Source organism: Aliterella atlantica CENA595, assembly GCF_000952155.1.
GTDB lineage: Bacteria > Cyanobacteriota > Cyanobacteriia > Cyanobacteriales > Chroococcidiopsidaceae > Aliterella > Aliterella atlantica.
Window position 1 is genome coordinate 25084 of sequence record NZ_JYON01000013.1, and the last position, 13246, is coordinate 38329.

16 protein-coding genes are annotated in these 13246 nt (G+C 43.1%); 9 read left to right on the forward strand and 7 right to left on the reverse strand.

What is annotated here, in order from left to right; all coding sequences use genetic code 11:
* Positions 1-400: 400 nt before the first annotated feature.
* Entirely contained in the window at positions 401-892 is a 492-nt protein-coding gene (locus tag UH38_RS13230; protein ID WP_045055136.1) for a DUF411 domain-containing protein, read from the forward strand.
* A 43-nt stretch (positions 893-935) separates the two neighbouring features.
* On the opposite strand, the gene UH38_RS13235 is transcribed toward UH38_RS13230, so the two are convergent.
* From UH38_RS13235 to UH38_RS13260, 6 genes are all read right to left on the reverse strand, one after another.
* The gene (locus UH38_RS13235) at positions 936-1280 is read right to left on the reverse strand and encodes a cupin domain-containing protein (RefSeq protein WP_045055137.1); all 345 of its coding nucleotides are present in this window, start codon (positions 1278-1280) and stop codon (positions 936-938) included.
* Positions 1281-1434: 154 nt separating this feature from the next.
* Positions 1435-2604: a zinc-dependent alcohol dehydrogenase gene (locus UH38_RS13240; RefSeq protein ID WP_045055138.1), complete on the reverse strand. Its 1170-nt coding sequence runs from the start codon at positions 2602-2604 to the stop codon at positions 1435-1437.
* Between the two features lie 19 nt (positions 2605-2623).
* Positions 2624-3793 carry a zinc-dependent alcohol dehydrogenase gene (locus tag UH38_RS13245; protein ID WP_045055139.1) on the reverse strand — a complete coding sequence of 390 codons (1170 nt, stop codon included), beginning with the start codon at positions 3791-3793 and terminating at the stop codon, positions 2624-2626.
* Between the two features lie 16 nt (positions 3794-3809).
* The gene (locus UH38_RS13250) at positions 3810-4493 is read right to left on the reverse strand and encodes an SRPBCC family protein (protein ID WP_045055140.1); all 684 of its coding nucleotides are present in this window, start codon (positions 4491-4493) and stop codon (positions 3810-3812) included.
* A 92-nt stretch (positions 4494-4585) separates the two neighbouring features.
* Positions 4586-5671, reverse strand: a complete 1086-nt coding sequence (locus UH38_RS13255; RefSeq protein ID WP_045055141.1) for a DJ-1/PfpI/YhbO family deglycase/protease — start codon at positions 5669-5671, stop codon at positions 4586-4588.
* A gap of 48 nt (positions 5672-5719) precedes the next feature.
* On the reverse strand, positions 5720-6097 hold the full coding sequence (locus UH38_RS13260; RefSeq protein ID WP_045055142.1) for a DUF2267 domain-containing protein: 378 nt from the start codon (positions 6095-6097) through the stop codon (positions 5720-5722).
* Between the two features lie 176 nt (positions 6098-6273).
* Between UH38_RS13260 and UH38_RS13265 the strand changes: the two genes are divergently transcribed.
* Positions 6274-6738: a DUF6335 family protein gene (locus UH38_RS13265; protein WP_045055143.1), complete on the forward strand. Its 465-nt coding sequence runs from the start codon at positions 6274-6276 to the stop codon at positions 6736-6738.
* Positions 6739-6860: 122 nt separating this feature from the next.
* Complete coding sequence (locus tag UH38_RS13270; RefSeq protein ID WP_045055144.1) at positions 6861-7676, forward strand: Rpn family recombination-promoting nuclease/putative transposase; 816 nt, start codon at positions 6861-6863, stop codon at positions 7674-7676.
* 119 nt (positions 7677-7795) lie between these two features.
* Here UH38_RS13270 and UH38_RS28185 read toward each other — a convergent pair whose 3' ends face one another.
* Positions 7796-7966, reverse strand: coding sequence for a hypothetical protein (locus tag UH38_RS28185; RefSeq protein WP_407640453.1), 171 nt, complete (start codon positions 7964-7966; stop codon positions 7796-7798).
* A 51-nt stretch (positions 7967-8017) separates the two neighbouring features.
* Between UH38_RS28185 and UH38_RS27245 the strand changes: the two genes are divergently transcribed.
* From UH38_RS27245 to rdgB, 6 genes are all read left to right on the forward strand, one after another.
* On the forward strand, positions 8018-8155 hold the full coding sequence (locus tag UH38_RS27245) for a hypothetical protein (protein ID WP_200892431.1): 138 nt from the start codon (positions 8018-8020) through the stop codon (positions 8153-8155).
* Positions 8156-8328: 173 nt separating this feature from the next.
* Positions 8329-8820: an orange carotenoid protein N-terminal domain-containing protein gene (locus UH38_RS13275; protein ID WP_045055145.1), complete on the forward strand. Its 492-nt coding sequence runs from the start codon at positions 8329-8331 to the stop codon at positions 8818-8820.
* A 120-nt stretch (positions 8821-8940) separates the two neighbouring features.
* Positions 8941-9441 (forward strand): orange carotenoid protein N-terminal domain-containing protein, encoded by a 501-nt coding sequence (locus UH38_RS13280; RefSeq protein ID WP_045055146.1) that lies wholly within the window; start codon positions 8941-8943, stop codon positions 9439-9441.
* 110 nt (positions 9442-9551) lie between these two features.
* Complete coding sequence (locus UH38_RS13285; RefSeq protein ID WP_045055147.1) at positions 9552-10844, forward strand: phospholipase D-like domain-containing protein; 1293 nt, start codon at positions 9552-9554, stop codon at positions 10842-10844.
* A gap of 121 nt (positions 10845-10965) precedes the next feature.
* Positions 10966-12405, forward strand: a complete 1440-nt coding sequence (locus tag UH38_RS13290; RefSeq protein WP_045055148.1) for a phosphoglucomutase/phosphomannomutase family protein — start codon at positions 10966-10968, stop codon at positions 12403-12405.
* A 142-nt stretch (positions 12406-12547) separates the two neighbouring features.
* On the forward strand, positions 12548-13141 hold the full coding sequence (gene rdgB, locus UH38_RS13295) for an RdgB/HAM1 family non-canonical purine NTP pyrophosphatase (RefSeq protein ID WP_045055149.1): 594 nt from the start codon (positions 12548-12550) through the stop codon (positions 13139-13141).
* Positions 13142-13246 lie beyond the last annotated feature (105 nt).

Sequence of the window (13246 nt, forward strand, 5' to 3'; positions counted from 1 at the left end):
AGCCACTGACAGCAAATTTATTTAAAGCGCAGATATTTGCTAGTGCTATTACTCTTCTAGGTAACTACTTAAATATGTTTGGAGCATCAGCCAGAAGTATGACAAAATAATATCCATTTGATATAAGCATTTATTCTTAAATGTCGCCTAGATCACTTGTTGGGCAAGCACTAAGATTCAGCTAGCCTTACAGAAATGCCTAGTTAAAATTAGGTAAATAAATTATTTTTTGCTTAAGCGCTGTGAAGTTCGCAATATCTATGCCGCAATTCAATGTATATATTTATGCTTAAAAAAGCACTTAGGTATAAATGCACAAATATTGATGTGCTATTAATCTAAATACACCCAGCGATCGCCTAGAATAAATTTAGATAAAAAATAAATTTCTAGGGTCAGTATGAACGATAGACAAATTTTGATTGGGCGGTATATAAAGAAATTGGCAGTTTATATAGTTGCGATCGCATCCATAGTTTTGCTAGTAGCTACTACAGACGCGCAAGCTGCCAATTTACCAGAAGCTACTGTATATAGAGATCCAGCGTGTACTTGTTGCGGTGGCTGGATAGAGCATTTGCAAGCAAAAGGATTTCCAGTTAAAAATGTGCCTACGGCTGATATGTTTGCCTTTAAGCAGAAACATGGAGTAACTGACGATTTAGCCTCTTGTCACACGGCGATTATTGATGGTTACGTAGTAGAAGGTCACGTTCCTAGCGATGATATTAAGCAACTTCTAGCACAAAAGCCCGATATCAATGGTATTGCAGTTCCAGGTATGCCTGTAGGTACGCCAGGAATGGAAATGGGGAATAAAAAAGATTCATTTGCTGTAGTTGCGTTTGATAAGCAAGGACGGACAAAAGTATTTAACCAATATTCGTTCTAAAGGCATAAAAAAGCAGTTACGTAAGACGTAACTGCTGTTAATTTTAGTCTTCGTCGCGTCCGTGAACTTGGGCGGGTGGGCTTGTAGCTTCAACGGCTGTAAAAGATTCTAAGATTTTGTAGGTGTGAGATGAACCTTTAGGTACTACCCAGGAGTTACCAGGTTCTAACAATATCATTTGTCCTTCAATATGTAGTTCAGCTTTGCCTTTAATGACGTAACCTACAGTTTCGTATTCCCGCGTAGCTGGGGGTTTGGCTTCTGAGGTTGGTTCTTCATTTTCCCACAGACGCATAGATAAGGATTTACCAGAGGCGAGATATTTTTGTCCTAATTGACCTTTGGGAGAATTAGTTGAATCTACCTTTTTTACACTTGTATCGCTCATATTTTCTACCTTGTAAGTAACAGTGGTTGGGCATTAATGCAGATGCAAAATAAGCTGGAGAACTTTTGACGCAAGTCTTTACCGTTTTAATATTGGGCGGTAGCAGGGAAAGATACAGTAGATAGAAGAAATGCGATCGCCAGACTTAGATGTTTCACGGTTTGAGTACGACTTTGATGCAGTTATCTTTTTTGTGCTTAAAGATTTCGTAGGCGTGGGGCGCTTCTTCTAATTTCAGCCTGTGCGTAATGATATAAGAAGGATCGATTTCGCCATTTTGAATGCGTTCTATTAACGGGCGGAAATATCTATGAACGTGAGTTTGTCCTGTTTTCATAGTCAAACCTTTATTCATAAAAGCACCCATCGGTACTTTATCGACAAAGCCAGTGTAAACGCCTGGTACTGATACTGTGCCACCTTTACGACAAGCTACGATCGCTTGCCTTAAAGCAGTAGGTCTATCTGTTTCCAGCCGCAGCGCTTGCTTTACTTCATCGTAGAATCCTTCTAAACCTGTGCCGTGTGCTTCCATCCCTACAGCATCCATGCAAGAATCAGGTCCGCGCCCGCCTGTCATTTCTTTGAGGGCTTCACCTGGATCTATTTCCTCGTAGTTGATGACTTCTGCACCACTTTGTTCTTTCGCCATTTTTAAGCGTTCGGGAACTCGGTCAATCGCAATTACCCTTTCTGCACCTAACATATAGGCGCTTTTAATTCCAAACTGCCCAACTGGACCGCAACCCCAAACTGCTACAGTATCGCCTGGCTTGATATCGCAGTTTTCCGCTGCCATATATCCAGTAGGGAAAATATCTGTAAGAAACAGAACTTGCTCGTCTGTTAAGCCATCAGGAATTTTGAATAAACCAGTATCGGCAAAAGGAACGCGAGCATATTCAGCTTGTCCGCCAGCATAACCACCTGTCAAATGCGAGTAACCAAAAAGACCAGAGGGAGAATAGCCCATAATCTTTTCTACCATCCAAGCATTGGGGTTGGAGTTATCGCATAGCGACCACAAATCGCGGTTGCAGAAAAAACACGAACCGCAAGAGATAGTAAAGGGGACAACAACGCGATCGCCTATTTGCACGTTTTTAACAGCGCTACCTAGTTCGACAACTTCACCCATGAATTCATGTCCGAGGATATCCCCAGGCTTCATAGTTGGGTTGTAGCCATCATAAAGGTGCAAGTCGGAACCACAAATCGCGGTGGATGTAATTTTAATAATGGCATCGCGCGGATTGAGAATTTTCGGATCGGGTACAGTATCAACCCGAACGTCATTAGTGCCATGCCAGCAAAGTGCTTTCATAAGGATTATTTAGTAATGTTTAGGGTTTGAGTACGACCTTGACGCAGTTATCTTGTTTTTGCTGGAAAATTTTGTAGCCGTGAGGTGCTTGTTCTAGGGGTAATTGATGCGTGACAACAAAAGATGGATCGAGTTGTCCGTTTAAAACTAAATCCAGTAACTTATGCATATACTTTTGACCGTGCATTTGCCCCGCCCTCATGGTCAAGCCCTTATTCATAACTGCACCCAATGGCAGTTTGTCTACAAAGCCACCATAAACACCCATAACTGACAAATTGCCGCCTTTACGACAAGCAACCATCATTTCGCGTAAAACGTGAGGACGATCTGTTTCTAGCTTTAACTTTTGTTTGGTTTGGTCGTAGAAGTCTTCAAAGCCTACTCCATGCGCTTCCAAACCTACCGCGTCAATGCAGCAATCGGGACCGCGCCCGCCTGTCATTTCCTTGAGTGCGTCGCCTGTACTAATTTCTTCGTAGTTAATAGTGTCGGCTTTGGCGTACTTGCGTGCCATTTCTAACCGTTCGGGAAAACGGTCAATCGCAATCACTCGCTCTGCGCCCATCATATAAGCGCTAATCATGGCAAATATACCAACAGCACCGCAACCCCAGACAGCTACAGTATCTCCTGGTTGGATGTCGGCTAATTCCGCACCCATGTAGCCTGTAGGAATAGCGTCAGAAATAAATAATAATTTCTCGTCAGGGATGCCTTGAGGAACTTTGACAACACCCACATCGGCAAAAGGTACGCGCACGTATTCTGCTTGCGCGCCTGCAAAGCCGCCTAATAAGTGAGAGTAGCCATAAATTGCTGACGTGACGCTACCCCAAAGCTTTTCTTGCATCCAGCCGTTGGGGTTGGAGTTATCGCACAACGACCACCGATCGCCTTTACAGTAGTAACAATTGCCACAGCCAATTGTGGAAGGTACGACAACGCGATCGCCTACCTTAAGATTATTTACTTTACTGCCAACTTCGACTATTTCCCCCATAAATTCGTGACCGATAATGTCACCTTTTTCTACTGTGGGAATATAGCCGCCATATATATGCAAGTCAGAACCGCAAATCGCTGTAGATGTAACTTTGAGGATTGCATCGCGCGGGTTGAGAATCGTTGGATCTGGCACTGTTTCCACTTGCACTTTATTAGCGCCTTGCCAGCATACAGCTTTCATTGATGATTTATTCCTTTTAACTACCTTTTGGTTGACCTTCTGTGGTGGCAATTTCGCCTGCTTCCATCAACATTTTGAAGCGACGCAAGTCATCGCCAATTTGCTGTTCTGGTTCTTCGCCAAACAACTTAGCTATAGTTGCTGTCACAGCGCCGCCAGGAGGTGCATATTCCATCACGACTTTGACTTCCGTACCGCGATCGCCTGGTGCTGGTTTAAAGCGCACAAACCCAGAATTATCAATATCTGCGCCTTCTACCGAAGCCCAGGAAATAAATTCATTTTCCCGATCTTCAATGATGTCTGCATCCCACTCTACAGTTGCGCCCAATGGTGCAGTAGCTACCCAATGCGATCGCTTGTCGTTAACTACGGTTACTGACTTGACGTGCTTCATAAAGTTGCCGAAGTTACTGAAATCGTGCCAAAAACGGTACAGTTCGGCAGCAGGCTTATTAATTGTGACAGTTTTCTCAACTTTAATTGTTTTATCCATCCCTAGCGCTTCTTTAACGCCACCTTGGGATTTAGCAGCTTGATAAGCTAAACCACCACCTGCGATCGCCATTAATGCCCCGCGTAAGGATCTTTGGCGTAATCCCATCAAAACCATCGCCCCGCCACCAATTAGCGAAGCCCACTTCCCAGTATCGCCAGCATCATTACTTTGATTGCTCTTATCTTCAGAAATTGAACTCACTTTCTACTCCTTATAAAAATAGGAAAAACTTGTAAGGGGCGCAATGCATTGCACCCTTACGATGCATTGCGCCCACACCATCCATTACATCCCTACGCTGTTACTGATGCACCTGTTGTCGGCTTCGCTGGCTTTGTACCCAAGCGCGAACGATACAACTGGACTAAATGCTGCTCGTAAACTGACAAATCTTTCTCAATGGCTGTAAATAAAGCTGTTGATACCGGATCTGTAAACTTCACACGCAAGTTATGGGTATCAACCACACCTGTTTGCAAATCGCCTAAAGCGCGACGCAGCAAGGAAGTATCGTCGCTACCTTGTACCGATGCTTTCAACTTGGCATAAGTATCGGCAACATTAGCTGTCAGTGATGGCTTTTCGCCCATTTGGTGCAATCTTGCTTCCAAATTTTTGATATGGAATTGTTTGTTACCAATCGTTTCTCTGAGCAAAGCGCGAAATTCTTCATCGCTAGTTCTTTGCGCGTACTGCTCAAATGCTTCCTGGGCATAACGTTCGCCAGCTAGTGCTGTATTTAAGCCTTGGACAATTTCACCTTTGGTAGAACCGCCCCAAGCATCAGCTAACTTCCACCACTCGGCATCGTTATCCTTTTCGTTTGGTAATGCGGCTTCTTTGCCACCATAACCGAGGCGACTGAGAATAGCTGTGGTAAAGATTGCCAAGTCTCCAGGCTGACGAGAAGTTATTAAGTTACCATCAATTACTAGCGGCTCATCGCTGTAGTTTGCGCCAGCATTGATCATATCTTGCTTGATAGCAACAAAACCTGTAGCCTGCTTACCTTTGAGCAAATCGCCTTCAATCAAAACTTGCGGTCCGTGACATACAGCAGCTACAAGTTTGCCTTGTTGCATTGCCTCTTTGACAAATTGCACAGTATTTGGGTTAATCCGCATTTTATCGGGAGCCATACCCCCAGGAATTACTACCGCGTCAAAGTCTGCCGCCATAGCTTCAGTTGTCGTACCATCAGGCTGCACTGAGACTTTGCCTTGCTTACCTTTATAAGTCTCGTTCATGCGCGAACCAAGGACAGTGACATCCATGCCTGCCATTTTTATACCTTTGTATGGCACTTGAAATTCTGCGTCTTCTACGCCGTTTTCAATTAAAATAGCAACTTTTTGTGGGGTTTGATGATTGCCTACCATGATGTCTCCTATGTCATGTTTTACTGCTGAAGCGATCGCACTTTTGTTTTATGCTGGGAACAACTCGCTGTAATCTTCAGAAAAATTAGCGCGAACGTCGGCAAATTCTCCAGGCGTTACTGCTGAAGCCAAAACAGTAAATACAGCTTTTACGTGCGTTGCGGCAGTTGTCGGTTCTGTGCCTGCTTTTTTACTTACTCGCTCCACAAATTCGTTTAAGCCAAAAGTGTCACCGTTTTCGCCTTCTCGCCCGTGTAGGTATTGCCCAAATTCCTTTGGTAGTTGGGCGGCAAGTTGGCTCGCTTCATCGCCAACAATCCGTTCCTTGATTGTTTCTAGCGTGGCGCGAGTGGCACGTTCTGCTTCATCTTTTGAACTAAGTTGAGCAACAGTTTGAACGTGTTTGATGAATTCGTCGTGCTTCATAACCTAAAAATTTTCAAATTCCCTACCTTTGCCCCTAAATTAAGCGTATGCAGCCAAGCTCTCACTCTCTTCGCTCCAAAGGGATAGATTGCTTCTGTCAATAGGGATACATCTGTGGGGATAAGTTACAAACCAAATGAAGCGCTATCTTTGTGTAAGCGATCGCAGGTAAATTTATGGCGAAAAAAGATGCAATCAATAACCAAGACTTACCGCAAGAAGTTACTGAGTCTTATGGTACTGGCGTAAAGTCCATGCCTGGGGGCAATATTGGCGATGGCAATATGCAAGAAGAGTTAGCAGAATATACGATTCCTACTCACGAACTGGCGGCGGCTGAAGAAGATGCAATTTGGCACGAATCTGATGAATTAGAAGACGAGGTTGGTGGAACTCCAACCTTGACAGGTGGAGATGTAGATACAAACTGGGAGCAAGCCGCAACTGTAGGCGAGGAAGCAGTAGGCGGAACAACACCTACACCCGACCAAGATATAGTTGACGAACTAGGTGCAGCAGTAGGATTAGAAATGAGCGATCGCGCTTTTTTACGCACTAATGAAATATTAGAAGAACGGGACGATCGTCGTTGGGATTTAGATCCTATGTCTTCTGAAGATTACGAAGAACGTAGGGATTAAAGTCAAAATTTAGTCCGATTCAGAAAATAGCTAATTCCTCTTCTAGCCATGCTATGCGTAGTATGGCTTTAATTTTGGCTTAAAATAAGTGTTTGCTCTCTAAATTTGAGCCGGACACCAGCGTGCAGACTGACAGCTTATTTTACTTAATATTTCAAACAGCACCGAGTATTTTATTTGAACTAATCGGTAACAACGATCCTAGAGCCTCTACTTATAGCTTTGCTTCCCAAGAAGTGAAACAGACAAGCTTCCGCATTGACGGTATTTTAGTACCGCCTATTTATGCAACAGATTTACCTATCTTGTTTGTAGAGATCCAAGGCTACAAAGACACAAAAAACGTCTTATATTCCAGCTTTTTTAGCCAAATATTCCTTTATTTGCATTCCTATCAGCCTGTAAACGATTGGCAAGGAGTTTTGATCTTCACTAAGGCTAGTCTAGATCCAGGAGTACCTAAACAGTATCAAGAATTTGCTAATAGCCAAAGGTTTCAACGCATTTATCTAGATAGGATGAGCGATCGCCAAACCGAATCATCCATAGGTCTAAGCTTATTACAACTAATCGGCGTACAGCAATCAGTTGCGCCTCAAAAAGCCCGAAACCTGATAAATAGAGTACAACAGCAGCCAAAGCAGATATTAGAGTCGAAAAAAATTCTAGAATTAATAGAGACGATTTTCGTGTACAAGTTCCCCAAATTAAGTCGCCAGGAGATTGAGGAGATGTTGGGATTAAGCGAATTGAAGAAAACAAAAGTTTATCAAGATGCTCTCCAAGAAGGACTTGAACAAGGACTTGAACAAGGCGAAATCCGAGGAAAATTAGCCGCAGTTCCCTTGTTGCTTAAAACTGGCATGAGCGTAGAGCAAATTGCTCAAGAACTAGGCATAGACGTTAGTGCTGTTAGGCAAGTAGCTTCCAGCCAATAATACAGACAGACACGTAAAAGGTAATTTTACCAATCTGTTAGCAAAAGATAAAGGAAAATTCTTCTACTTTACCCTTTAACCTTCTCCTTTCACCTAGCTATTTTATAGTTTGCGCGTCTTTATTTTCTAAGCCGTCGCGGGCGTGTTCTAGGCGCAATTCTCCTTGAGGTTGCGCGCAACCGAAACGTATCACCACCTTTAGCAACGGTAACTCCCCCATCAGATAACCACAAAGCACCAGCAACGTAACTTGCTTCGTCTGAGGCTATAAATGCCCAAACGTTGGCAATTTCCTCAGTTGTGCTGCGTCATCATCAATTGGATCGTCCGGTAGCCCGCTCTTGACTCCTTCTGCACCTTCTTTAGCAAAGTGGCAAGCGATCGCTTCACCAATTCCTGCACCTGCGCTAGTAATAATCGCTACTTTGCCTTCTAATCGTCTATCCGTATCGCAGAATCATCTTTTTTCACCCTACTAAATTCAATTACTCTTACCTCTACCTTGAGTTAGGTTCCCTACTTCTGCCGAAAGTAGGTTTAATCACAGTTTTTGCTTTGTTAATCTTCAAGAGAAATTGTCGTTAAACAGACATTTTTTCAGTATTAATTTCAACGCAACAATTGCTGTTGTCAATCAAGTAGTAGAGGCTCTATGACATTTACTCAAACTAACGATCCCGATATCAGTCAAACTGTACAATCATTGCAAAGCTTAGATGTAGACGATCAACTAGGTCTGTTCTATGTAATTTACAAGGAAATGGGTAATTCAATTACGCCCGCCGCTCCTGGTGCTAGCACTGTTGGTACAGACATAGCTGAAGGTTTGTTTAATCAAGTCAAAGAAAAGTCTCATGAAGAGCAATTGCAACTTCAGCGCGATTTAATTAATAAGGCTGATAATGAATACACTCGGATGTATGGTTCCATGAGCGAAACTACCAAATTACTATTTTGGTATCGTCTAGCACAGGGGATGGATAATGGAACTATCATTCCTATGCCTTCAGATTACAAAGTTTCCGGGCAAGCCGAAGAGGTATTTAACAAAATTAAAGGCATGGAATTCCAACAGCAAATTACATTGTTCCGCGATTATGTAGGACCGATGGGTGCAGAAGCAAAATCAGGCTCTGATATTTAACATATAGCAGGGGAAATAGGAAGCGATATTTTAAGGCTTGAGGTTAGGTAAAAATATCAGCTTCCTATTGTTTATTGATTAACTAATCGTAAGTACTAACAACCCTAAAAAGGTAGCAAAATGACATCAGCACAAAGCGAATCTCTACAAAAAGCTTTATCAGCATTTCGCGGCTTGAGAATGGAAGACAAACTAACTGCAATGGCGCTAATTTTTCAGCACGTTGCGCGTGAAGTACCTGCAGACTCTATTCCTCAATCATCTAAAGTTAGCGAGTTAGTTAATAAAGTTGGACAACTATCCCAGGAATTGCAGACAGACGCATTGCGCGATATGCTAGATGCCCAAAGACAAGATGGAGATGAAGTTGCACTAGATCCAAATCCTAGTAAAGCTTTAGGCGAACTGGTTACGGGAAAAAATGAAAACATCCCAGTAGGCGATTATAGCTCTCTAGGTAAAGAAGAAAAGCTAGCCTTTTGGTATCAAATGGGGCAAAAGGTTAGTAGTAGTGGTGCAAACATTAGCCCTTCTGCAGACGTTAACGAAGTGCTGAAATCTTTGCAATCTTTGAATCAAGACGAGCGCATTAGCTTCATCAGTAAAGCGTTAGGCAGATAGCACAATAGTTTTGAGTTTTGAGTTATAACTCTTAGTTCAAGACTCACAACTTTGGCAAGGGCAGATGGTAAGAGCCGAAAACCCTCTATGCTGAAAATAGAGGTGTGGCTATGACAACAATTTATACTGTAATCTGCTGGAGCGGCGGGGTTATCCTCGTCGCTATTGCTGTAATATTATTTATTTTGTATTTTCGGGGAACGTTTCGCGATCGCATTGAATACAAACTTACCAACGTTCCCCATCCCCAAGATCCTCGGTTTGCGCTAGCTGTGGCGACTTTATCTAACTCTGTATTTACTACAGGGAGAAATATCGACTATTGGATAGAAGCAGATGATATTTATGCAGCGCGGATTGAGGCAATTAAAAGGGCTGAATCTAGCATTCATTTTGAGACATTTTTCATGACTCCTGGGCGACGCGCCAACGAGTTTGCAGAGGCGATATGCGATCGCGCTTTGGCAGGAGTCAAAGTGCAAATGATTGTAGACCATCACGGCTCAAAAAAGCTATCCAAACGCTACTGGCAAAGGTTAAAAAACGTTGGTGTAGATATCCGCTTTTTCAATAGTTTCAACTGGAGAGCGCCTATCGATTATTTTGCCCGCACCCACCGCAAATTGCTGTTAATCGATGGCAAATTAGCTTTAATTGGTGGTGCTGGGATCTCTGATTTTTGGGACGGTATAGATAATATTGACGATACTGGTGCTTGGTATGACTTTGAGATGAGCTTTGAGGGCGAAATAGTTGCAGCTTTGCAAGGGATGTTCATGCAACATTGGACTTACGTTCATGGTAAAGCCGATCTGTGCCTAAATATATTCCATCCTCAGCCTACAGACGATCCCCAAATGCTAGTTACTGCTGGTGACGATCCTTCTTATCGCTCTTCTTCAGTTAAAGCCTTGTTTCTTACCAGCATATATGCAGCCAAAGAGCGGATCTGGATTTCTAGCCCGTATTTCTTGCCTGATGAAAATTCGCGCAAAGCCTTAATTCGGGCAAAAAATAGAGGCGTGGAGATAAAAATTTTAACTAATGGCTCTCAATGCGATAAAAAATTCGTTTATTACGCCTCCTGCGAACTCTACCGCGATTTATTAGTAGCAGAAATTGAAATTAACGAGTATCAACCAAGTATGATGCACGCTAAAGCATTGTTAATAGACGATTGCTGGATTAGTACCGGAAGCGCTAACTTCGATCCGCGTAGCTTTTTCCATAACGACGAACTAGATATATCTACAGCACAGCCTGAATTAGTAAAAAATATCGAAAATTTGTTTGTACGCGGACTTTCTCAGTGCAAACAAGTGAATATTGCTGCTTGGCGCAAACGGGCAGTATGGAAAAGAGTCTTAGGGCAAATAGTTTTGTTCTTCCAATCGCAGCTATAAAAGAGAGCAGGGGGAGCAGGGGGAGATAGGTATTTTATTTGCTTTTATCCTTTCCCCTTTCTATTCGCGACATCCTAACAAAAATGTTAAAATCCTGCCTGAGAAGCGTGGGGGAAAATTGATGCCAGTAGCGGCGAAAGAAATTAAATTTGGAACAGATGGCTGGCGAGGCATTATTGGCGACGACTTTACCTTCGATCGCCTAACTCTAGTCGCGCCGATCGCTACACGAGTATTGTTAGAAACTTACGGCGATACAGTAAATAATAAAAAAATAATTGTTGGCTACGATCGCCGCTTTATGGCAGAAACCTTTGCCGAAAAAACAGCAGCAGCAGTAATGGCAGCAGGTTTTGATGTCATGCTAGCCGATAGTTATGCTTCAACTCCAGCTTTTAGTTGGGCAGTCAAGCATCATAATGCTTTGGGTGCGTTGGTAATTACAGCTAGTCACAATCCTGGCGATTACTTGGGGTTGAAAGTAAAAGGGGCATTTGGGGGATCTGTTCCTCCTGAAGTAACGCAGAAAATAGAAGGGTTATTGCAGAGCGAATCGTTAGCTGCTACTACTCAAGGGACTTTGCAAAAATTCCAACCTTGGGCTAATTATTGCGAAAATCTCAGACAGAAAGTAGATATTAGCCAAATATGCGATCGCATCAATGCTGGCAAATTAACGGTATTTGTCGATGTCATGCATGGTGCAGCAGCAGGGGGAATGGCGCAGATATTAGGCGTACCAGTACAAGAAATAAATAGCGATCGCGATCCATTATTTGAAGGTGGCGCACCCGAACCTTTACCCCGCTATCTATCTAAGTTATTTAGCCAGATTCGCAGTCACAGGCGATCGCAAGCTAGCGATGCATTAGCAGTAGGCTTTGTATTTGACGGCGACGGCGATCGGATTGCGGCTGTTGACGGGCAAGGAAATTTCTTAAGTTCGCAAATATTAATTCCAATTTTGATCGAACATTTAGCAGCGCGGCGCGGTTTAACTGGAGAAATTGTTAGAACAGTCAGCGGTTCCGATTTAATCTCCCTAGTTGCCCAAATGTATAACTTACCAATATATGAAACTCCAGTTGGTTACAAATACATCGCCGATCGGATGCTAGCAAGCAACGTTTTATTAGGTGGTGAAGAGTCAGGCGGCATTGGCTACGCTGATTATATACCCGAACGCGATGGCTTACTTTCTGCCTTATACGTACTAGAAGCGATCGCTCAATCAGGACTAGATTTAAGCGAACTTTACAGTAGCCTGCAAGCAAAAACCAACTTTCATTCTGCCTACGATCGCATCGATTTACCACTTGCTAGTATGGATGTGCGATCGCGCTTGCTACAACAGTTGCAAACCCAACCTTTAAAAGAAATTGCTGGTAAGCAAGTAGTAGATTGCATCAGCATCGACGGTTACAAATTCCGTTTAGCCGACAACAGTTGGTTAATGATTCGCTTTAGCGGTACAGAACCAGTATTGCGCCTATATTGCGAAGCAGCAGATCTAGAGCAAGTACACCAAACCCTAGCATGGGCGAAAGAGTGGGCAGCTTGAAATAGTTATGAGTTTTGAGTTATGAGTCTTGAGTTGAATAGATGGTTGGTACACCTATATAGATTCTCTATTTAACTCTTAGCTTGGCTTCTAAACGCATTGCTATACGTATTTTTTGGCGGTTAATTTCCTGCTTACAAACATGACAAGATTATTGGTAGTTGCTACTGGAAACCCTGGTAAATTGCGCGAAATGCAGGCTTATCTTACCGATTTAGATTGGGAATTGGTACTTAAGCCCAAGGAACTCGAAATTGAGGAGACAGGCGATACTTTTGTTGCTAATGCTCGTCTCAAAGCCTCCCAAGTTGCTCAAGCTACAGGAAATTGGGCGATCGCCGATGATTCTGGCTTAGAAGTTGCGGCTTTAAATGGCGCTCCAGGCATCTATTCTGCTCGTTATGGCAAAGATGATAGCGATCGCATTTCCCGCCTGTTAAAAGAGCTAGGAGACACCGCAAACAGGCAAGCACAGTTCGTCTGTGCGGTTGCTATAGCTAGCCCTGATGGAGCGATCGCTTTGGAGGAACTAGGTATTTGTGCTGGAGAAATTCTTGATACACCGCGCGGTACTGGTGGTTTTGGCTACGATCCCATTTTTTACGTACCAAGCCAGCAAATGACATTTGCCGAAATGCCACCACAATTAAAGCACCAAATTAGCCATCGCGGACAAGCTTTTCAGGCTTTACTACCTAAGTTGCAAAAACTTCAGCAAGTAAAGCGAGACAGATGACTTAGTTACCAGTCACCAGTTATGCAGTTATTCAGCTACTAAGCAAAAACAGCATTTTACTGATTCTACTCTTACCTGGTCACTGGTCACTGGTCACTGGTCACT

Bases quoted from the DNA above. Each gene is read 5' to 3' on its own strand.
- UH38_RS13230 (WP_045055136.1), top strand. From the start codon at position 401: ATGAACGATAGACAAATTTTGATTGGGCGGTATATAAAGAAATTGGCA.
- UH38_RS13235 (WP_045055137.1), bottom strand. From the start codon at position 1,280: ATGAGCGATACAAGTGTAAAAAAGGTAGATTCAACTAATTCTCCCAAA.
- UH38_RS13240 (WP_045055138.1), bottom strand. From the start codon at position 2,604: ATGAAAGCACTTTGCTGGCATGGCACTAATGACGTTCGGGTTGATACT.
- UH38_RS13245 (WP_045055139.1), bottom strand. From the start codon at position 3,793: ATGAAAGCTGTATGCTGGCAAGGCGCTAATAAAGTGCAAGTGGAAACA.
- UH38_RS13255 (WP_045055141.1), bottom strand. From the start codon at position 5,671: ATGGTAGGCAATCATCAAACCCCACAAAAAGTTGCTATTTTAATTGAA.
- UH38_RS13260 (WP_045055142.1), bottom strand. From the start codon at position 6,097: ATGAAGCACGACGAATTCATCAAACACGTTCAAACTGTTGCTCAACTT.
- UH38_RS13265 (WP_045055143.1), top strand. From the start codon at position 6,274: ATGGCGAAAAAAGATGCAATCAATAACCAAGACTTACCGCAAGAAGTT.
- UH38_RS13275 (WP_045055145.1), top strand. From the start codon at position 8,329: ATGACATTTACTCAAACTAACGATCCCGATATCAGTCAAACTGTACAA.
- UH38_RS13280 (WP_045055146.1), top strand. From the start codon at position 8,941: ATGACATCAGCACAAAGCGAATCTCTACAAAAAGCTTTATCAGCATTT.
- UH38_RS13285 (WP_045055147.1), top strand. From the start codon at position 9,552: ATGACAACAATTTATACTGTAATCTGCTGGAGCGGCGGGGTTATCCTC.
- UH38_RS13290 (WP_045055148.1), top strand. From the start codon at position 10,966: ATGCCAGTAGCGGCGAAAGAAATTAAATTTGGAACAGATGGCTGGCGA.
- rdgB (WP_045055149.1), top strand. From the start codon at position 12,548: ATGACAAGATTATTGGTAGTTGCTACTGGAAACCCTGGTAAATTGCGC.